This window comes from Parasphingorhabdus sp. (assembly GCF_059726685.1).
The window spans coordinates 1630332-1651285 of the sequence record NZ_AP041068.1; the positions used below are offsets into that span (position 1 = coordinate 1630332).

Annotated in this window: 18 protein-coding genes and 1 riboswitch; of the genes, 15 read left to right on the plus strand and 3 right to left on the minus strand. The window is 55.0% G+C overall.

What is annotated here, in order from left to right:
- Positions 1-4: 4 nt before the first annotated feature.
- From ftsA to AC6I9Z_RS08115, 12 genes are all read left to right on the plus strand, one after another.
- A complete protein-coding gene (ftsA, locus tag AC6I9Z_RS08060) occupies positions 5-1264 on the plus strand; it encodes a cell division protein FtsA (protein WP_109357565.1) in 1260 nt (419 codons plus the stop codon).
- Between the two features lie 104 nt (positions 1265-1368).
- Complete coding sequence (gene ftsZ, locus AC6I9Z_RS08065; RefSeq protein ID WP_461455052.1) at positions 1369-2913, plus strand: cell division protein FtsZ; 1545 nt, start codon at positions 1369-1371, stop codon at positions 2911-2913.
- 120 nt (positions 2914-3033) lie between these two features.
- Positions 3034-4821 carry an SPOR domain-containing protein gene (locus AC6I9Z_RS08070; RefSeq protein WP_461455054.1) on the plus strand — a complete coding sequence of 596 codons (1788 nt, stop codon included), beginning with the start codon at positions 3034-3036 and terminating at the stop codon, positions 4819-4821.
- Positions 4821-5981 (plus strand): deoxyguanosinetriphosphate triphosphohydrolase, encoded by a 1161-nt coding sequence (locus AC6I9Z_RS08075; RefSeq protein WP_461455056.1) that lies wholly within the window; start codon positions 4821-4823, stop codon positions 5979-5981. The genes AC6I9Z_RS08070 and AC6I9Z_RS08075 overlap by 1 nt, the downstream gene beginning before the upstream one ends.
- Positions 5978-6655 carry an NAD(P)H-binding protein gene (locus AC6I9Z_RS08080; RefSeq protein ID WP_497811338.1) on the plus strand — a complete coding sequence of 226 codons (678 nt, stop codon included), beginning with the start codon at positions 5978-5980 and terminating at the stop codon, positions 6653-6655. The genes AC6I9Z_RS08075 and AC6I9Z_RS08080 overlap by 4 nt, the downstream gene beginning before the upstream one ends.
- A gap of 99 nt (positions 6656-6754) precedes the next feature.
- A riboswitch (glycine riboswitch) is annotated at positions 6755-6852 on the plus strand.
- Positions 6853-7017: 165 nt separating this feature from the next.
- Entirely contained in the window at positions 7018-8163 is a 1146-nt protein-coding gene (gene gcvT / locus AC6I9Z_RS08085) for a glycine cleavage system aminomethyltransferase GcvT (RefSeq protein ID WP_461455060.1), read from the plus strand.
- A 29-nt stretch (positions 8164-8192) separates the two neighbouring features.
- Complete coding sequence (gcvH, locus tag AC6I9Z_RS08090) at positions 8193-8564, plus strand: glycine cleavage system protein GcvH (RefSeq protein WP_109357559.1); 372 nt, start codon at positions 8193-8195, stop codon at positions 8562-8564.
- A 17-nt stretch (positions 8565-8581) separates the two neighbouring features.
- Entirely contained in the window at positions 8582-9940 is a 1359-nt protein-coding gene (gene gcvPA, locus AC6I9Z_RS08095) for an aminomethyl-transferring glycine dehydrogenase subunit GcvPA (RefSeq protein ID WP_461455062.1), read from the plus strand.
- On the plus strand, positions 9937-11520 hold the full coding sequence (gcvPB, locus tag AC6I9Z_RS08100; protein WP_461455064.1) for an aminomethyl-transferring glycine dehydrogenase subunit GcvPB: 1584 nt from the start codon (positions 9937-9939) through the stop codon (positions 11518-11520). Before gcvPA ends, gcvPB begins: the two co-directional genes overlap by 4 nt.
- Before the next feature lie 31 nt (positions 11521-11551).
- Complete coding sequence (locus AC6I9Z_RS08105) at positions 11552-12538, plus strand: bile acid:sodium symporter family protein (protein ID WP_461455066.1); 987 nt, start codon at positions 11552-11554, stop codon at positions 12536-12538.
- On the plus strand, positions 12528-13175 hold the full coding sequence (locus AC6I9Z_RS08110; protein ID WP_461455068.1) for a DUF938 domain-containing protein: 648 nt from the start codon (positions 12528-12530) through the stop codon (positions 13173-13175). Before AC6I9Z_RS08105 ends, AC6I9Z_RS08110 begins: the two co-directional genes overlap by 11 nt.
- Before the next feature lie 80 nt (positions 13176-13255).
- Positions 13256-14842 carry a long-chain-fatty-acid--CoA ligase gene (locus AC6I9Z_RS08115; protein WP_461455070.1) on the plus strand — a complete coding sequence of 529 codons (1587 nt, stop codon included), beginning with the start codon at positions 13256-13258 and terminating at the stop codon, positions 14840-14842.
- Between the two features lie 19 nt (positions 14843-14861).
- Here the strand turns inward: AC6I9Z_RS08115 and AC6I9Z_RS08120 are convergent, their stop codons facing one another.
- Positions 14862-15449 (minus strand): TetR/AcrR family transcriptional regulator, encoded by a 588-nt coding sequence (locus AC6I9Z_RS08120; RefSeq protein WP_461455072.1) that lies wholly within the window; start codon positions 15447-15449, stop codon positions 14862-14864.
- A gap of 117 nt (positions 15450-15566) precedes the next feature.
- Between AC6I9Z_RS08120 and AC6I9Z_RS08125 the strand changes: the two genes are divergently transcribed.
- Entirely contained in the window at positions 15567-15884 is a 318-nt protein-coding gene (locus AC6I9Z_RS08125; protein WP_461455074.1) for a YciI family protein, read from the plus strand.
- Positions 15885-15938: 54 nt separating this feature from the next.
- Positions 15939-16496 (plus strand): dihydrofolate reductase family protein, encoded by a 558-nt coding sequence (locus tag AC6I9Z_RS08130; protein WP_461455076.1) that lies wholly within the window; start codon positions 15939-15941, stop codon positions 16494-16496.
- A gap of 20 nt (positions 16497-16516) precedes the next feature.
- On the opposite strand, the gene AC6I9Z_RS08135 is transcribed toward AC6I9Z_RS08130, so the two are convergent.
- A complete protein-coding gene (locus AC6I9Z_RS08135) occupies positions 16517-18259 on the minus strand; it encodes an amidohydrolase (protein WP_461455078.1) in 1743 nt (580 codons plus the stop codon).
- Between the two features lie 54 nt (positions 18260-18313).
- Positions 18314-19267 carry a DMT family transporter gene (locus tag AC6I9Z_RS08140; RefSeq protein ID WP_461455080.1) on the minus strand — a complete coding sequence of 318 codons (954 nt, stop codon included), beginning with the start codon at positions 19265-19267 and terminating at the stop codon, positions 18314-18316.
- A gap of 226 nt (positions 19268-19493) precedes the next feature.
- Here AC6I9Z_RS08140 and AC6I9Z_RS08145 point away from each other — a divergent pair, with 226 nt between their 5' ends.
- Positions 19494-20912: an aldehyde dehydrogenase family protein gene (locus tag AC6I9Z_RS08145; protein ID WP_461455082.1), complete on the plus strand. Its 1419-nt coding sequence runs from the start codon at positions 19494-19496 to the stop codon at positions 20910-20912.
- Positions 20913-20954 lie beyond the last annotated feature (42 nt).

Here is a 20954-nt window from a genome sequence, read left to right on the forward strand (position 1 = left end):
ACAAATGGCAGCACGGGTAGAAAAGATTTTTACCGCTTTGGATATCGGGTCGTCCAAGATTACAGCGATGATCGCTGGTCGGATGGACAATGGTGATATCACCGTGCTGGGAACTGGGCAGCGCGCCAGTAAAGGCGTGAAGCGCGGTTATATTGCCGATACCGAACGGACTGAACTCGATGTCCGCGACGCGGTTGAACAGGCCGAGCGTATTGCCGGAACCAATATTGACGATGTCTGGGTAAGCTTTTCGGCTGGTGGCTTGACCAGCATGCTCACGTCTGTGGAAACAGAACTGGGGGGGCACCGGATTGAGCAGGAAGATATTGATCATCTGCTGAAAGCCGGCCGCAACAGCATCGATCCGCAGGGCAAGATGGTTCTGCACGCACAGCCTGCGCTCTATACGATTGACGGGCTTGCCGGGGTAAAGAAGCCCAAGGGTCTGCATGCTGACCGTCTGGGCGTGGATATCCACGTAATTCTCGCCGACGCATCGCCGGTGCGCAATATCGACATGAGCGTGCGCGGCGCGCATCTCAACGTGAAATCGATAATCGCGTCTCCCATTGCTGCAGGCACAGCCTGTCTGTCTAAAGAAGAGCGCGAGCTTGGCGTTGCGATGGTCGAATTAGGGGCAGAGGTTACCAATGTCTCGCTATTTGCCGGCGGGATGCTGGTTGGTCTTGCCACGCTGCCTTATGGCGCAGCAGATATTACCGATGATATCGCATCGTCCTTTGGCTTGCGGCGAGCACAGGCCGAGCGGATCAAATGTTTCCACGGGTCGGCCACGACCAGCCCGCGTGACAACCACGATGTCATCGATCTGCAACTGGATCAGACCGGGCCGGAAGCCGATGAAGATGGCCGCATCACCAAGGCGCAGCTGATCGGTGTTATCCGTCAGCGGCTGGACCATCTTATCGGTGAGATTGGCAAGACGCTCAAGGAGCTGGGGTTTACCGGCCCGGTCGGACGGCAGGTTGTACTCACCGGCGGCGGTGCGGAGCTGAAAGGCATTGCGGATTATGCGCAATCAGCGCTGGGTCAAACCGTGCGGATCGGTCGCCCTACCGGACTGACAGCTTTGCCCGATGCCCATAGCGGTCCGGGCTTTGCCGGTTTGGCGGGTCTGGCGCTTTATGCGGCGCAGGAACCTGTCGACCTCAGATCGCTTTCCAGCAGCCATCAAAACGTCCACAAATATGCCGGTTCTGCGGTAATTGGACGGCTGATGTCGGCAATCCGGGGGAATTTTTAAGAATTTACGAAAAAAATTAACTTTTGGGGTGATTCCAACATCAAATTTGTGCAAAGCGTTACCCAAATGTTACACATCGAGTTTATGTCTGGGGAGACAGTAAAATGAGCATCAATATTGGCCCACCTGAAGTGGAAGAGTTGAAACCACGGATCGCCGTTATTGGCGTTGGCGGTGCGGGCGGCAATGCCATTGCAAATATGATCGCAGCAAAGGTGGAAGGCGTTGATTTCATCGTCAGTAACACCGACGCACAATCGCTCAACAGCTCTCCTGCAGAACAGCGCATTCAGCTTGGGCCTGAGATTACCCAAGGTCTTGGTGCTGGTTCCCGCCCGGAAGTCGGACGGGCGGCAGCGGAAGAAACGCTCGAGCTTGTCGAGAAGGCTCTGGACGGAGCACATATGTGCTTCATCGCTGCCGGTATGGGCGGCGGCACCGGCACCGGTGCAGCTCCGGTTATTGCCAAGGCGGCGCGTGACAAGGGCATTTTGACGGTGGGCGTTGTTACCAAGCCGTTCACGTTTGAAGGCACACGGCGCATGAAATCGGCCAATGCCGGTATCGAAGAGCTGCAGAAAAACGTGGATACTCTGATCATTATCCCCAATCAGAACCTGTTCCTCGTCGCCAATCCCAACACGACTTTCAAAGAAGCGTTTTTGCTGGCCGACGAAGTGCTTCAGCAAGGCGTTCGCGGCATTACCGACCTGATGGTTATGCCCGGGCTGATCAACCTCGATTTTGCTGACGTTCGCTCCGTGATGCACGAAATGGGCAAGGCGATGATGGGTACCGGCGAAGCCGAAGGCGACGGCCGTGCTTTGGAAGCCGCCGAAAAAGCCATTGCCAATCCGCTGCTCGATGGTGTTTCGATGCAAGGCGCGAAGGGCGTCATCGTTTCAATCACTGGCGGCGAAGATATGCGCCTGATGGAAGTCGATGAAGCGGCCAATCATATTCGCGAGCTGGTCGATCCCGATGCCAATATTATCTGGGGCAGCGCGTTTAACGAGAATCTCGACGGCCGCATCCGTGTGTCTGTGGTTGCTACCGGCATTGACAGCGACGGTTCTGTCGCAGCGCCATCGACAGCTTCGTCTTTTGCAATGAGCAGCCCGGCGCCGGCCGCATCTTCCTTCGCATCCAGTATTCCTGCAGAAGAGGAAGAGCCTGAAGTTGAAGAGGTTGCAGAAGCCCAGGAAGAACCCGTTCTTGACATGGCAGAAAGCCTTGAGACTTCTGAGGCGGAAATGGTCGTTGAACCAGAGCCCGCTCCAGAACCGGAGCCAGAACCAGAGATTGCTCCTGCTCCGACGGCTACTTACTCGGATGATGATGAGCTGGAAGACGAAACCGCTGCTGCTCCATCTTTCGCGTCCCTGACGCCCGGTATGGTCAGTGATGACGAACCGGAAGAGGAAGAGCTGGTCCTTGGGGGTGATGCCATGCAGCCGGTGGAAGAAGAAACGCCGGCATCTACTGAGCCAGCACCTCGGGTAGCCAGCGGCGGTGGTACATTATTTGAGCGGATGTCCAACCTGACACGCGGAAATAATAAAGCCGATGAAGAAGGCGAAGAAGGTGACGAGGAATCACGCGATCCGCTCGATATTCCACGCTTCCTGAACCGCCAGAACAACCAGTAAGGGCGTCGGCAGCAATGTGTTGCTCGTAACTGCCTTGAACTCATCCCATGGTCTCGGTTTCTTGACCGGCCTTTTGGTTTGTCTTTTGGTGGGGGCGACTGGCCTTGCAATCTATTTTCTGTGCTTGATTTCAGCGCGGTCAAATCGTTTAATACACCGGTGAAAACGATCTCGAAATATTTGATTCTGGCGGCCTTGCCACTGGCCGGTTTCGCCTTGCCTGTAACTCAGGCCCAGGCCCAGAAAAGTGCGCAATCCAGCAACACTGATCTGCAGGACGCGCTGCGCCGTATCGCCCGCAATTCCAACGATTCTTCGGCGTTGGCAGATGCCGGATTGGCGGCGCTGGAGCTTGGTGATACGCGTGCCGCCATCGGCTTTCTGGCCAGAGCAAACGAAATTTATCCCCGCAGTGGCCGCGTAAAAGCTGGTCTCGCGCGGTCTCTGTTGCTTGAGCAAAATCCCTTCGGCGCGATCCGCTATTTTGATGAAGCGACGGCCAATGGTATCGCAGCAAAAGACATCGCGATTGATCGCGGTCTTGCTTATGATCTGATCGGGCGAAATGCCGATGCGCAAAAAGACTATCAGCTGGCTTTAAGTCATGGCCGGAGTGACAAGCTGTTGAAACGTTATGCGATCTCGCTGGGGATCAGCGGCGATGTCGAAGGCGCTGAGGCTCAGTTAAACCCTCTGCTACAAAAAAGCGACCGGGATGCTTGGCGTAACCGGGCTTTCATTCTGGCGATGAACGGTCAGGAAAAAGAGGCCAACAAAATTGCGCGCCAGACCATGCAGAAACAAATGGCGAAAGCGATCAAGCCGTTTTTCGATCGCATGCCGAAACTGACTGCGGCGCAAAAGGCCGCCGCAGTACATTTCGGTCATTTCCCGGCCAGTGAAAATATCGGTGTCGACGTCGCTTCAGTGCGCTTCGCATCCCGTAACGCTGTGCGGGGCGGTGATGGTGCTGATGCGGGGTTGATTCCTGTTGGTGAACCGTTGGGGCGAGATGTTGAAAAACCAAAAGTGCTGGCGATGCCCGATACATCGCCGCGCCGCCGCCCTGGTTCCAAGAGTAGCGACAAGAAAACGACGCAGAACGCCAATCGCAAAGGCGCAGGCGACAAAACTGTGCTGGCGCAAAATACCCTGCCAACACCAAAGAGCGCGAGGCCGCTAGTGAAGCCCGCGGTAGCGCGGCCCAATGATCCCGTGACAAAAAGTGCGGCGAAGGAAGACAAGTCATCACCATCTCCTGGATTTGAGACGGCTGTTGGAGGTTCTGTAAAAAAAGCACCTTTGGTATCAGAAACCGTCGCCAGAAAAGTGGATGTCGGTGGGACAAAAGCGCCTGCTAAATCGAGTGAAGAAAAGTCTAAAAAGCCGGTCCAGCTGGTGAACTTTGACCTTGCAAAGGCAGGATCATCAGGACCATCGCCGATTGTGTCGGGAACACCCGGCGATAGTGCGTCCGGGGCCACGCCACGTCGGCCTTTGTCTGACATTATCGGTTCCATAGCGATTCCGGATTCTGAGAAGAAAGCGGCGGTTGTGCCGGTAGATCTGGCTGCGATAACGCCGGCCAAGCCAAAGCCGGTCGAGAAGAAGGTGGAAGCCAAGCCAAAACCCCCCGAGCATCCCAAACGCTATTGGGTACAGATCGCAACCGGTTCCGATCTCAACGCGCTGAAATATGACTATCGCCGGATGTCAAAGAAAAATGCTGATCTGTTCGCTGCTACCAATGGATGGACGTCGCCATGGGGGAAAACGAAGCGGCTGGTGGTCGGTCCGTTTGAAGATTTGAAAGCAGCAAAAAAGTTTGAAGCGGGTTTCCGTAAAGGCGGCGGCGATGGTTTTGCCTGGGTCAGTGCCGATGGTACGAAAGTGAACAAGCTGAACTGATGCTAAAGACCGCGAGCTATGCCAGCGACCCGCGTCAAAGCCGCGGCAGGCGCCATGATGAAGGTCGTTCTGACAATGACGGCAGCATCCGGGGACCACGCGATGATTTTCAACGGGATCGCGACCGCATCATCCACTCGATATCCTTTCGCAGATTGCGCCACAAAACACAGGTTTTTGTCGCTCCTGATGGTGACCATTTTCGCGTCCGTCTGACCCACAGTCTGGAAGTGGCGCAGATTGGCCGAACTATTGCGCGCTCTTTGGGGCTTAATGAAGATCTGACCGAAGCATTGTGTCTGGCGCATGATATCGGTCATCCGCCCTTTGGTCATGCCGGAGAGGACGCGCTGGAAGAAGCACTGGCCGATCATGGCGGCTTCGATCATAATGCACAGACAATAAGAACATTGACCAAGTTGGAGCGCCCCTATCCGCGCTGGGATGGCTTGAACCTGACATGGGAAATGCTCGAAGGTCTGGCCAAGCATAATGGTCCGATTACGCAGCCCACTTGGGCCATGGCCGAAGCCAATGCCGGAATGGCGCTTGATTTGAACAGCTGGCCGTCGCTAGAGGCGCAAATCGCGGCAGTTGCGGATGATATCGCTTATGACAATCACGATATTGACGATGGCATCAGGGCAGGCTTGCTGAGCATAGACCAGTTGCTAACACTACCGTTCATCGCGGAACGCTGGAGTGATATCTGCGCGCGCTTTCCGGATGTTAAGCGGAATCGTCTGGTTCCGGAACTTATCCGTGATCAAATTGGTCTGATGGTAAATAATGTGATCGAAACAACCGTCTCACGGATCAAGGAGCATGGCATAGAAACAGCTGATGATGTGCGCGGTGCCGGCTTGATGATTGGCGGTTTTTCGGATGACATGGCTGCAAAAGAGCGGACGCTCAAAAAATTCATGTATGCCAATTTGTATAACCATCCCGAGCAGATGGCGGCGGCGGACAATGCACGGGTTGTTGTCGCTGATCTGGTCGGTGCTTATCGGGACAAGCCGGATCTGATGCCTGAAAGCTGGGCGGCCGCGTTGCCGTCGGCGGAACCGGACCGTATCCGGCATATTGCCGATTTCATGGCCGGTATGACGGATCGCTATGCTAGCAACAGCCATAGTGAGATTTTTGGGGACACATGATGGCCGAGCCCGTTTTGATTGTTGGAGCAACTGGTCTGATCGGCAACTTGCTTGTCCGAAAGCTCATTGCGGATGGACGCGATGACGGGCTTCACTTGCTGGTTCGTAAGCCGCTTGACAGCGACTATGGTGCGGCCACTATCCATGTCGCGTCTACCGAGCAATGGTCTGATATTATTGCTGATGCCAAAGCCGTGCGAACAGTCTCCTGTCTTGGTTCCACGATGAAAAAGGCCGGCTCGAAAGAGGCTTTTGCAGCGGTTGACCGCGATCTTGTTGGAGCGGTTGCGAAAGCCGCCAAGGCTGCGGGGGTAAGGCAGTTTATTGCAGTATCCTCGACAATGGCAAATGCCCAGGCCTCGCAATTTTACCTGAAAGTCAAAGGGCAGGCCGAAGAGTTGATGCGCGCACAGCAATTTGATCGGTTGGATATTATCAGGCCGGGATTATTGCGCGGGGAGCGGACTGATGATGCGCGGCTGGGCGAAAGTCTGGCGATTATTGCCAGTCCGCTGATGGACCGGCTGCTACACGGTTCCTTGCGGCGTTATCGGTCGATTGACGGGCGGGAAGTGGCGTCAGCGATTGCGGCTCTCCTCACCGAAGATGCGGCTGGCGACAATATCTACGAAAATGATGAGATATGGAAATGGGCGGATCGCGAAATAGCGTAAACTTTTTACAGCCCTTCGACCTATCGAATCATTGACTCCCAAGGCCTGCTCGGTCACGCTTTCGGCTGCTTTTGATTGCCGCCTTGCAGGCACAGATCACGAAGCGATGCGGGAGAGCGCCAAACTCCATAAAAAGCTTGGCCGCCGAAGGAGCAACCGCCCCGGAAACTCTCAGGCCGATGGACCGCATCAGCTTCACAAGCACTCTGGAAAGAGCCCACCGTCGCTAAAGCTATGGCGGGCCACCGAAGGGGTAAATGGCCGCTAATTCAGTGCCATGAAACTCTCAGGTTCCGTGACAGAGGGGGCAGTTTTGCAGGCTTTTGCTGTGAGCTGTACCTTATGCATGGGCGGAATTTTTGATGAGTGATGATAAAACCGAGACATTGAAGAAACTGCCGCTCGATAGCTGGCACCGCGGCCTTGGCGCGCGCATGGTACCTTTTGCGGGCTATGAAATGCCGGTGCAGTTTGAAGGTGTGATGGCCGAGCATCTGTGGACTCGCGACAATGCCGGTTTATTTGATGTCAGTCATATGGGGCAGGTGCAATTGGATGGTGAAGGTGCGGCAGACGCGCTGGAAGCAATTGTTCCTGGTAACATCTCTGCCCTGGGTGCAGGCAAAATCCGCTATACGCTGCTGCTAGCGCAGGATGGCGGCATATTGGACGATCTGATGGTGACCAATACCGGCCGTAATCTTTATTTGGTGGTCAATGGTGCGACCAAGCATGACGACATCGCTTATTTGAACGCGCAACTGCCATCCGATGTTACGCTGAGTCATATGGAAGATAGCGCATTGTTAGCGTTGCAGGGGCCGAAAGCGAGCGAGGCGCTGGCGAAGCTGAACATAAGCCCCATGCAGCCTGGCTGGCCGGTGCCGACAGACCTGTATTTCATGGAAGCTGGACCCTTTATGTGGGGTGATATCCCATTGGGCATCAGCCGTTCCGGCTATACCGGCGAAGATGGCTTCGAGATCAGCGTTCCCGCGGAACATGCGGAGAAACTGGCAGCGGCTTTATGTGCCTTGGAAGAGGTTAAGCCTATTGGTTTGGGGGCCCGCGATAGCCTACGGCTGGAAGCGGGATTGCCGCTATATGGCCATGATATGGATGCACACGTCCTTCCGGTGGAAGCGAATTTGAACTTTGCGCTGTCCAAGGCACGGCGGGAAGAGGGAAATTTTGCCGGTGCGGAGCGGGTATTGGCGCAATATCCGGACAAGGCCGATAAAAAGCGCGTGGGGCTTTTTGTGAATGGCCGCCAGCCCATCCGTGAAGGTGCCAGCGTGGTTGATACCGATGGCAATGGCATTGGCGCAGTCACCAGCGGCGGTTTCTCTCCGACGCTGCAGAAACCTATCGCCATGGCTTATGTGCCGACAGCACTAGCCGAAACGGGAACCGAAATCACCGTGGAACAACGCGGCAAAGCGATATCCTGCACCGTCGCTGACATGCCCTTTGTGCCGCATAACTATCACCGCAAACCGAAATTATAGACGATTAGAAGAGGGAAAAGGACGAGACTATGAGCCGATATTATACGGATGAGCATGAGTGGGTGGACGTCGAAGGTGAGACCGCGACCGTCGGCATTACCGATTATGCGCAAGAGCAATTGGGTGACATCGTGTTTGTCGAAACGCCTGAAACCGGTGCAGAACTGGCACAGGGCGATGATGCCGCAGTGGTCGAGTCCGTGAAAGCCGCATCCGATGTCTATGCCGCGGTTTCCGGAACGGTGGTCGAAGTGAATGACGCACTGGAAGACGAACCCGCGCTGGTCAACAGCTCCGCCGAAGAAGATGGCTGGTTTTTCCGGGTCACGCTGTCTGACAAATCCGAACTCGACGATCTGATGGATGAGAAAGCCTACAAGGCCTTTGTCGACGGACTCTAGAAACTGAGGAATAGAAAATGCGTTATTTACCGCTAACCCCAAATGACCGTCAGGATATGCTGGCGACAATTGGTGCCAGCAGCATCGACGACCTTTTCGTCGATGTGCCAGAGGATGCGCGGCTGGAAGGTCCGATCCGTGATCTGCCGATGCATGCTGGGGAAATGGCGGTCGAAGCGCATATGAAGAAGCTGGCCAAAAATAACTCGGCCGCCGGTGATATGCCGTTCTTCCTGGGGGCCGGGGCCTATCGCCACCATGTGCCCGCTAGCGTTGATCACATCATCCAGCGTGGCGAGTTTCTGACGGCTTATACGCCGTATCAACCAGAAATCGCGCAGGGGACGTTGCAGACCCTGTTCGAGTTCCAGACACAGGTTGCGCGGCTATTTGGCGTCGATGTTGCCAATGCGTCCATGTATGATGGCTCCACGGCTTGCTGGGAAGCGATTGTCATGGCGCGGCGGATTACAAAACGCGGCAAGGCGGTTCTCTCTTCTGGCCTGCATCCGCATTATGTGTCGGTGGCTAAGACGATGGCGCGCTTTACGAAAGACCAGTTGGTGAGCGAAGCGCCGACGTTGGAAGCGACGACCGATGGCGCTGATCTGCTCGACCAGATTGATGACGATACCAGCTGTGTCGTTGTGCAATATCCCGATATATTGGGACGCATCGCTGATATGTCCGAACTGGCTGAAAAAGCCCATAATCATAAAGCGTTGTTGATCGCTGTTGTGACGGAACCTGTCGCCCTGGGTGCGATCAAGGCGCCAGGTCAGATGGACGCGGATATCGTCGTTGGCGAAGGTCAGTCGCTTGGCGTTGGCCTGCAATTTGGTGGACCTTATGTGGGGCTGTTTGGTTGCAAACAGAAATATGTGCGGCAGATGCCGGGGCGTCTCTGCGGCGAGACGGTCGATGCAGAAGGCAAGCGCGGTTTTGTGCTGACCTTGTCGACGCGCGAGCAGCATATTCGCCGTGAGAAAGCGACATCTAACATCTGCACCAATAGCGGGCTTTGTGCGCTGGCCTTTACGGCACACATGACATTGCTTGGCGAAAAAGGTTTACGTGACCTCGCGATGCTCAATCACAAAAAAGCGGTTGTCGCCGCCGATCGCCTGACGCAGATCAAGGGTATTTCGCTTTTGAATGATAGCTTTTTCAATGAGTTCACATTGGTTCTTGATAAAGATACACGGCCAATTGTCCGCAAGCTGGCGGATCAGAAAATTCTGGCCGGCGTGTCTCTCGGCCGTCTCTATCCGGATGAAAGTGGATTGGCCCACGGGCTTGTTGTCGCTGTGACAGAGACGACGAGCGACGAGGATGTCGAAATGCTGGCGACTGCGCTGGAAGGAGAATTGGCATGAGCATGCTCACCGAAGGCCGTCCGACGAAACAGGAAGAGAATATCATCGCGCCAGATTCAGGTGCGCTAAAGACCCATACCGGCAATCGTGCGCTAATGGTTGATGAGCCATTGATTTTCGAGACCGGATCGCCCGACCGCAGCGGCGTTGACTTGCCAGCAGCGCCAGCGGCTGAGAGTCGTCTGGGCGGTCTCGACCGGGACGAACCCATCAGCATTCCCGGGCTGTCCGAAGCGGAGGCTGTGCGCCATTATACGCGACTTAGTCGCCAGAACTATGCCATTGATGTCGGTCTGTTCCCGCTGGGTAGCTGCACGATGAAGCATAATCCGCGCCTCAATGAGAAAATGGCACGGCTCAAGGGCTTTTCGGATATCCACCCGCTACAGCCGGTAGACAGTGTGCAGGGTGCGCTCGAAACCATTTACCAGCTCGCCGAGTGGCTCAAGAAACTAACCGGCATGCCAGCAGTGGCGATGAGCCCCAAGGCGGGTGCGCATGGTGAGCTGTGCGGCATTCTCGCTATCCGTTCGGCGCTCGAAGCCCGCGGTGATGCGCGAGAAGTCATATTGGTGCCTGAAAGCGCCCATGGCACCAATCCCGCTACGGCCGCATTTGCAGGTTATAAGGTGGAGGATATTCCCGCCAATGCCGATGGCCGTGTTGATCTTGACGCCCTCAAGGCACGCCTCGGTCCTGATGTGGCCGGTGTGATGATCACGAATCCCAATACTTGCGGGCTGTTTGAACCGGATATGAAAGCGATTTCCGATGCGGTGCATGCGGCCGGCGGTCTGGTTTATTGTGACGGCGCCAACTTCAACGCAATCGTAGGCCGTGTGCGTCCGGGCGATCTTGGCATTGATGCGATGCATATCAATCTGCACAAGACCTTCTCCACCCCGCATGGCGGTGGTGGACCAGGTTCTGGTCCGGTGGTATTCTCCGAAGCGCTGGAACCATTCGCGCCTCTGCCTTTTGTTGAGAAAACCGAAGATGGTCATTTCCATCTCGTCGAAGAGGAAACTGCCGAAGACCATCACGAAAGCAGCTTTGGTCGGATGGTCGCCTTTCATGGCCAGATGGGTATGTTCACGCGGGCATTGACCTATATGCTCAGCCATGGTGCCGACGGCCTGAAACAGGTGGCCGAGGATGCGGTGCTCAATGCGAACTATGTACTGCGCAGCATGGAGGATGTGCTGGAAGCGCCATTCGCCAAGTCAGGTCCGTGCATGCATGAGGCATTATTCTCCGACAATGGCTTTGCGAACGGCCTGACCACGCTTGATCTCGCCAAGGGCCTGATCGACGAGGGCTATCATCCGATGACCATGTATTTCCCGTTGGTGGTTCATGGCGCGATGCTGGTCGAGCCGACAGAAACCGAGAGCAAAGCTGCGATTGACCAGTTTATCGGCGCTCTGCGGTCGGTGGCAGAGCGGGCCAAGGCTGGTGATGAGCTGCTGAAATCCGCGCCGCATTTTGCTCCGCGCCGACGGCTGGACGAGACGCAAGCTGCCCGCAAACCGATTTTGGTCTGGAAAGAACCGGAGGAATATGCTGAAGCAGCCGAGTAAAGGCTGACTGACAGCCGGTTTTGGGGGCAATATGATACAGCGCTTAACAAACCTGTTTGCGCTGTGGACTGTCATAGGCACCGCTTGGGCGTGGTTCATACCGGAGCATTTTCTCTGGGTGGTTGACGGGCGTTTCCGGCCACTGGGCCAACCGCTGATCAGCGTCATGTTGGGGTTTATCATGCTGGGTATGGGCCTGACCCTGTCCTTTGACGATTTCAAACGCATTGGCCGTATTCCCAAATGCGTGGGAGCGGGCGTTGTATTACAATTCACGGTCATGCCGCTTGCCGGGATTGCCATCGCGATGCTGGCGGACCTGGAAACCGGACTGGCGGTTGGACTGATCCTTGTATCCTGCTGTCCGGGCGGTACGGCATCTAATGTTGTGGCCTATCTTGCCAACGCCAATCTCGCGCTGTCCGTGACGATGACCATGGCCTCCACATTGATTGCCGTTGTTGCCACACCGCTGCTCACTGGCTGGCTAGCGGGAAAATTTGTCGAGATTGACCAGTGGAACCTGTTCATCAACATGGTCTCGATCGTGCTGTTGCCGGTGATCGCCGGCGTGTTGCTCAATCGCTATTTTCCCAAAGCGACGGCGAAAATCGCAATAGTCTCTCCGCTCGCATCGGTCATCGTGATCGTATTAATCGTAGGTGCCATCATCGCCAATTCTAAAGCCCTGATACAGGAACATTTCGGCATCCTGATGCTGGCCGTGCTGCTGCTTCATGTTTTCGGGTTCGGTCTGGGTTATATGCTGACCCGGGCTTTGGGCTTTGGTGTCGGAGAACGACGGACAATCAGTATTGAGGTCGGTATGCAAAATAGCGGTCTGGGTTCCAGTCTTGCATCGACGTCCGCCTTCGCCGCGCAATTTGCAAATCCTATGCAAGCGGCTCTCGCGCCGGTTCCCAGCGCGATCTCAGCGGTCTATCATGTGGTCATTGGCAGTTTTCTTGCCGCGATCTGGCGGCGGCAACCTATCGAGGAGCGCTTTGATGACAAATGATGGCGATTCCACCCCATGGTTCCGCGATCAGGCTGGCCCGGAGGATGAAAAGCACGCCCCCGCCACTCTGCGCAACCGCGATGCGATCATTGCGGTGCTGCAGGAAGTCTTGCCGGATAGTGGCACCGTGCTGGAAGTTGCCAGCGGTACGGGCGAGCATGCGGTCTATTTCGGTGAGAAATTCCCGGACCTGACATGGCAGCCTAGCGATCCCGATCCGGATGGTTGCCGTTCTATTGCCGGCTGGACGAAGCGGGCAGGGGTAGGCAATGTCCTGCCACCACTACAACTCGACGCGCTGGCTCTCCGTTGGGACATTGAAAAACCTTCTGCGATCTTGTGCATCAACATGGTTCATATCGCACCGTGGGAGGCGTCCATCGGGCTGTTTGAGAAGGCAGCCCTCCTGCTGGAGCCAGGCAGCAGCTTCTATCTCTATGGGCCTTATTTTCGCGGTGATGCGCCAACGGCGCAAGGCAATCTCGACTTTGACCGCAGTCTCAAAAGCCGCAATTTGCGCTGGGGTATCCGCGAAGTCGCTGACATGGATACGCTGGCCACGAAAAACGGGTTTACGCGTACCGACCTCGTTGAAATGCCAGCCAATAACCTGTCGCTAATTTATCGACGCGACTGACCCTGTTGCCGTAACGTCAACGCTCTTGCCTTGATTTAAGCGACCGCTTAACGTCTGCCAAAAGAGACCAAGGAGTGGGCATGTCAAACGAAACGCCAGAAATTCGCCGGTGCATGGGATCATCCATCGCCTATTGGGCAGAGCGCCTGCCAGATAATATCGCGCTGGATGATGCCGAGGGGGTGGTGACCTATGCGGAGCTTGACCGGATTGTCTCCGACTATGCGCGGGCCTTCACAGGCTCCGGTTTGAAAGAAGGTGACCGGGTCTGCTGGCTGGGCAAGAACAGCGCACTTTATTTCACGCTCTTTGCCGCCGCGAGCCGTGCAGGTGCGGTGATTGCCCCGATTGGGTGGCGTCTTGCCGCGCCAGAAGTGGCCTATGTACTGAAGGATACACAGGCGCCGCTGCTGATCTGTGAACCCGAATTTGCCGAGGTCGCCAAGCAGGCGGCAGCACAGGCGGGGACCGTCAAAACTATACTCTCTGCCGGAGAGGCAGACGGGCTGCAGGCGCTCGACGAGTGGTTGGTCAAAACCCAACCCGGCGAGCTGCCCGACATTGATCCGGCAAAGGGCGTACTGCAACTCTACACCTCTGGCACCACCGGCAATCCCAAGGGTGCGGTGCTGACCAACGACAATCTGTTCAAAATGCGCCCGCTCGTCGAGAACAAGCCGGAACATGCCTGGATTGACATTGGCCCTGACGACAGCACGCTTGCAGTGATGCCTTGCGCGCATATTGCCGGGTCGGGCATTGGACCGATTGCCTTTTACAATGGCGCCACCATGATGGTCATTCCCGAATTTCATCCGGATACCGTGCTCGATTGTGTGGACAAGGGGTTGAACCAGTTTTTCCTTGTGCCGACGGCGCTGCAAATGCTGGTCAACTGGCCGCGCGCCAAGGACACGGATTTCTCTACGGTCCGCTCGGTCACCTATGGTGCTGCGCCGATTCCGTTGGAGCTGCTGCGCCAGTGTATCCAGACGATGCCACAGGCTTTATTCTGTCAGCAATATGGCATGACCGAAACCACCGGCACAGTATGCATCCTGCCGCCCGAGGATCATGATCCGGATGGCAACGAGCGGATGCGCGGTATCGGCGTGCCGCTGCCCGGAGTGGAAATGAAAATTGTCGATGAGCAGCGTCAGGAAGTGCTGCCCGGTACAATCGGAGAAATCGCCACACGATCTGGTCTTAACATGCTGCATTATTTCAACAATCCTGAAAAGACTGCCGAGACAGTGGATAGTGATGGCTGGCTCTATACCGGCGATGCTGCGATCATGGACGAAGACGGCTATTTTTACATAAAGGACCGGGTGAAGGACATGATCATCTCCGGCGGTGAGAATGTCTATCCAGCGGAGGTTGAGAACGCGATTTTCGGCCACCCGCAGGTCAACGAAGTCGCAGTAATCGGTATCCCCGATGAGAAATGGGGCGAAGCGGTAAAAGCGGTCGTCTCTCCCAAGCCCGATGCTGGTGAGATAGATGCGGACAGTGTGATTTCATGGGCCCGTGAGCGGATTGCCGGGTTCAAGGTACCGAAATCGGTTGATGTGATCCCGGAATTACCGCGCAACGCTAGCGGTAAGATACTGCGCCGCGAATTGCGTGATCCTTATTGGGAGGGGAAAGACCGGGGCGTGAATTAGGCATGTGCGATCCTGAATCCTAGTTGGTCAACTGACCTAAGGCAAAGTCCTGCGCCGCCGCACGAACCTCTTCCGCCAGTTCTGAATCGGGCAGCGATTTGGCAATAACCATGCCGCCTACACACAACGCGGCGAGCGATAAGGCCCGTTGCCGTCCTTGATCACCTTTGTCACCAAGACCCTTTTCAAACAGTCCAACCATCGCCTCCAGAAGTTGCAGATAGGACGTCTGAACTTGCGGATTGGAGCGTGCGATATCCGACGGCAAGGCGATCATCGGGCATTGTCCATCGATATCGCCCAAATGCTCCGACGACAGATATCCGGATATCATCTGGCGGACCATGTCTTCCCCCGGCGAGCTGGGATCGACACCCGCATCTTTGCGCCATTGCGCGCCGCGGCCATGAAGAAAGCTGGATACCGCAGCGTGATGGAGCTGTTCTTTCGTCTTGAAATGATTGTAGAAACCACCACGCGTAAGCCCTGCATTTTCCATCACCATGTCGATCGTGACATCCTGAAAGCCATGGCGGTTAAAAAGGATTCTGGCCGATTCAACGATCTTGGCCCGTGTCTGCCGCTTATGTTCTGCACTGTAAGGCATTGAATTTCTCTCCGTTTCACGAGACCATAGAAGACTTCTAAAAATGTTCTTTAACATATTTAGATTGGCGCAATAAAGGCGGTTCGAAAAACAACAAACCCTCAGAGGAGAACGAAAATGCAGAAATTCATCCTGGCTTATCACGGCGGCAAAACTTCAATGACACCAGAAGAAGGACAACAACACATGCAGAAATGGATGGCGTGGATGGATGGTCTTGGTGATGCGGTGGTAGATCGCGGCCTCCCTGTTGGTCAATCGATTACCGTCAGCTCTGACGGCGTGACGGAAGATGGCGGAGCCAATCCGCTGTCCGGCATCACAATCATTCAGGCCGAAAACCAGGATGCCGCCATTGCCATGACGCAAAAATCACCTCATCTCGATATCGGCGGGACCATCGAACTGGCTCCGGCGATGGACATGCCTATGTAAGAATGGCGATCATGACGCATCATTGGCGACAATTATATTCACGGAAGTGATGAAATGAGAGACATTGCAGCGCTTACTTTCACTACGCTTGATGGCGTCATGCAGGCCGTCCGGTTGCCCGATGAAGATCGCTCAGGTGGTTTTACGTCGGGCGGCTGGGCCGCAGAATATTGGGATCCGGTTATGGACCAGGTTCAGAAAGAGGCGATGGCCGAGCCTTATGATATGCTGCTCGGCCGGAAAACTTATGAGATGTTTTCTGGTCATCAGGACAGCAGCATGAACAACGGTCATGTTTACGTGGTATCCTCCGGAAAAACCGACCTCAGATGGACGAACACAACCTTTCTTTCCGGTGATGTTGTCTCCGACATTACCGAGGTCAAAAGTCAGGATGGACCATTGTTGCAAATCCACGGTAGTTGGCAATTGATCCAAACCCTGCTGGCGGCGGATTTGATCGACGAGTTTCGTCTGTGGATATTTCCAGTGATTGTCGGTGCCGGTAAGCGGTTATTTGATTGCGATGTCGAAACAGGGACTCTTGAACTGGTCAAGACAGCGCCGACAGGAAACGGCGCCATCATGAGCGTTTACCGAAAACCGGACTAGATTGCGGTCAACAAAAAAGCCTATCGCGCCGGGAACCAGCGACCTTCAAACACAACCCCTTGCACCTGCACGTCCTGCAATTTTGCTGCACCGCCTTCATAGGGATCACGATCCAGCACGGTGAAATCGGCTTTCTTGCCGGTGGCAATGCTGCCGACCATGGCATCAAGCCCGATGACTTGCGCTGCCTCAATGGTGATAGCGCGCAAAGCTTTGTCGAGCGTAAGCCGTTCGGCCGGAGCCTTGGCATTGCCGTCCAGCGTGATCCGGTTGCTCGCCACCCAGGCAAGGTAGAGCGGATTAATCGGTGCCATGTTAAAGTCGCTGTGCAGACCGAGCGGGACGCCTTTGCGTTCGAGAGAGCCGAGCCGACTCATCTGGGCTGCGCGGTCGGGCCCCATCCCGGTCTTGGCATAAGTATCGCCGAGGATGCGGATATAATTGGGCTGGGCAGAGACATAGAGACCCATATCGCCAATTCGCCGGTTCTGCGCCTCGGTCGAATAGCCGAGATGCTCCATTACAATATCCTGACCATTTTTAACGGGAAGCTTCTCAGTAATATCAAGTACTACATCGAGACCCTTGTCGCCATTGACATGGGTATGGAGGTTCCAGCCGGCATCCCAGAACCGCTCGGTTTGCTTTAGTAATTCGTCCGGTTCTGTCAGCCATTTCCCTTGATGACCATCGCTATAGCCAGGCGGGTTCATCTGCATATACTGGGCAAAAAAGGCACCATCAGCGAACAGCTTTACCCGGTTGGAGAAGAAAAATTTATCGCTGTCATATTTAGCCTTCATGTCTGCCAGCCAGGCGTTGGGGTCGCCTGTGATTAAGGGAGCAACCGGAATAGCCAGAATACGCGAGGGCATTGTTGGCTGGTCATAGAGGCTCTTGAACAGCTGCGATTCCATCTCCGGCCCGCCAAAGCCGCCAAAGGCCAGATCCGCGCTGGTCGTCACGCCATTTTCCAGCATCATCTGACGCATATCGGTCAGGCCCTGCTGCACTTTTGCCGGAGAGAAAAGATAAGGGCGGAGTTTTTCGATACCATTGAACAGGGCTGTTTCATGAATGATGCCGCTGTCGTAGTCGGCATGGCTGGGATCGATGCCGGGCTTGGAGAAGGCCTCGGCAAAGGCATCTTTCGTGCCGATGCCAAGTAATTTCAGTGCCGGCGTGTTGACGATGATCTCGTGAAAGCTTCGCTGCCAGATCACCACTGCCCGGTCAGGCGCAATGCGATCGAGCAACGCGCGATCCATATCACCGTGGAATAGCTTGTGATGGCCCCAAGTGATGAAAAGCTCATCCGTGCTTTTCGCAAGAACCGCGCGCAGACGGCGTTCGTAATCCCCCTTGCCGCGCACCGCGGGATAGGATTTGCCGGGCAAGTCCCAGCTTTCTGGGCTGATGAAGGGGATAGGCAACATCATGATCGTCTGCATCGGATGGATATGCGGTTCGACAAAGCCGGGCATCAGGATATTTTTGGCAAATTGCCGGTCCACGGTGACATCGCGGCCCTCTGTCCAGGCGTTCAGGTCATCAAGGGTTTTACCCATTCCTAGGACAATACCGTCAGCCGTTGCGACATAGCGGGCTTCGGGGAAACCTGGTTCCATGGTGATGATCTTGGCCGCTTCGTACACGGTAACTTTGGGGTAGGGAACGGCGGGGGGCGGTTCATTGGCCGCCGCGATATTTGAAAATGTGAATATTGCGAATAGCGCAGCTAAATGGTGCCAAAATTTATTCATGTCCCTCTCCCTTTAATCAGGAGGCTATGCGCTTTGGACATACTTGCCAAGCTATCAGTTTTCGCTGTTTGCTTCTCGTGATGCCCGAACATGCTCCCGCCAGGCGATAAACAGGCCGGACCCGATGATAATCGGTGCGCCCATTAAAATGGAGACTCCGGGCCACTGGCCGAAGACAATGATGCCAATAATCGTCGCCCAGAGTAACGCGCTATAATCCATCGGCATGATTGTAGACACTGGTGCAAAGCGCAACGACTGGGTGATGGTAAGTTGGCCAATCGCACCGAAAATACCGACGCCGAACAAATAGGCCCAGGTCTTGGCATCATGCCCACCGCCATATATATAAGCGCAAATAGCGAGTGCGGGGAGAGTGTAAACCGAGAACCAGAATATGGTGACGATGCTGGTTTCCGTGCGACCCAGCATCCGGATAACAAGCGTAACCGACGCCGTGACCAATGCACCGATCAACGCTACGGTTGCACCAAAGGCGGGGATCAGGTTGCCGCCCGGCTGGATAACCACCAAAACGCCGATGAAACCGATCAGGATGGCGGACCAACGCCGGATACCGACCTTTTCACGGAGGATGAGCGCTGCGAACAGCGTCGCAAAAATCGGTACGGTAAAGCTGATTGTAGTGGCATCGGCAAGCGGTAGCAGGGTCATGGCCCAGAAATTGAGCCCCATGGCAAAGATACCCAGCGTCGAACGCAGGATATGCAATCCGTGTTTATCAGATTTTATAGCCGGCCAACCGGCTTCGCTGCGCCAGATCAGGAAACAAATTAAAGGCATGGCGGTTAGCTGCCGATAGAACAGGCTTTCGGTGACGTGCACGCCCTGTTGCCCGGCCAGTTTCACAAACGCGAACATAATCGCAAGCGAAAGCATGGCGGCCAGACGGGTGATTATACCCGCCATCGGCCGGTTTTGGCCGGCTGCGGATGGTTGAACGGGCGCTGGCTCCACCGGCGCTTTATCTAAAACATCAGTTGTCATAGGGCCGATAGAGTGGTGGTGAAACGGTTCATTTCGCTGACGATAGGCGCAATCGGATTGTTAATGCAATTGCGTATCGCAGCAGCGCTCTGTTGCTTTTGTAATTTAATTGCGCGCGGCGTTGCATGCTTATCGGTGGTGAATTATATGTAACGGTAAAGAAAAAGCCGTGTCGACGAGTCCATTTCCGTTGATATTCGAGCACAAATAATTTCAGGAGCTTATAATGCTGGACACAACCACCAACCCGCAAGACCCGATTGTGGAAGAAGTAGCCGAACTGGTTGCGCGGTCACGTGCAGCACAGCAGCAGATTGAAAATTACACACAAGAACAGGTTGATGAGCTCATCCGTGCGATGGTCTGGGCCGTCGCCGAGGAGTCCGTGGCCGAAAAAATTGCGCAGCATACGGTCGATGAGACACAGCTTGGCAATTATGACGGCAAATATCTGAAGATTTTCCGCAAGACGCGGGCGACCTTGTTCGATATTATCGACGACAAGTCGGTTGGTATCATCGAGGAAGATCACGAGCGCAATATCGTGAAAATTGCCAAACCGGTCGGCGTGATCGGTGCCTTGTCGCCATCGACCAATCCGGAAGCCACACCGGTTATCAAAGCAATATCGGCGGTTAAGGGACGCAACTCGATCATAGTAGCGCCACATCCGAGAGCGAAGCTGACCAACAAGATGATTTGTGACCTGATGCGTGATGCCATCGTAAAAATGGGCGCACCGGCAGATCTGGTGATCAGCATTGATGTGCCATCGGTCGAGAAAACCAATGAACTGATGCGGCAATGTGATCGCGTGCTCGCCACTGGCGGCGGCGCAATGGTTACCGCAGCTTATTCCAGCGGGACACCTGCTTTGGGCGTTGGTGTCGGCAATGCGGTTATCACAGTGGATGAAAGCGCCGATCTGGAAGACGCAGCTGAAAAAATCCGCATCTCCAAAACTTTGGATCTGGCCGCAAGCTGTTCCTCAGATAATAGTGTGATTCTGGTCGATGCCATTTACGACGAGATGGTTGAAAAGCTGAAACATCAGGGCGGTTATCTGGTCAACGAAGAAGAAAAGCAGAAGCTGCAGGATGCGCTGTGGCCTGACGGTAAATTCAACACATCAATTGTTGCACAACCAGCAGAGAAGATCGCCGGTATGGCTGGTTTCAATTTACCGGAGGGACGGACATTCTTCATGGTACCGGAAACCGGTTTCGGCCCGGACTTTCCATTCTCCGGAGAAAAACTGACGGTAATCATGGCGCTATATCGTGCAGCCGATATTGAAGAAGCGATTGAGCTGACCAATAATATTCAGGCCTATCAGGGGCAGGGGCATAGCTGTGGTCTCTACTCGCAGTCAGACGAGAATATAATGAAACTGGCCAATGCAACCCGCACATCCCGCGTAATGGTCAATCAGCCACAATCGGCCTCTAACAGCGGCAATTTGTGGAACGGTATGCGCCAGACCTTTTCTCTCGGCTGTGGTAGCTGGGGCGGCAATGGCACCAACAATAACATCACGTGGCGTGACTTGATCAACGAAACGTGGGTCTCCAAACCGCTCGCAGTGTCCAAGGAGTTGCCCTCGGATGAAGACCTGTTTGGCGATGTGATGCGGAAATTGGCGTAACATACGCAATATGAGATAACGGGCGGCGGAACAAAATCCGCC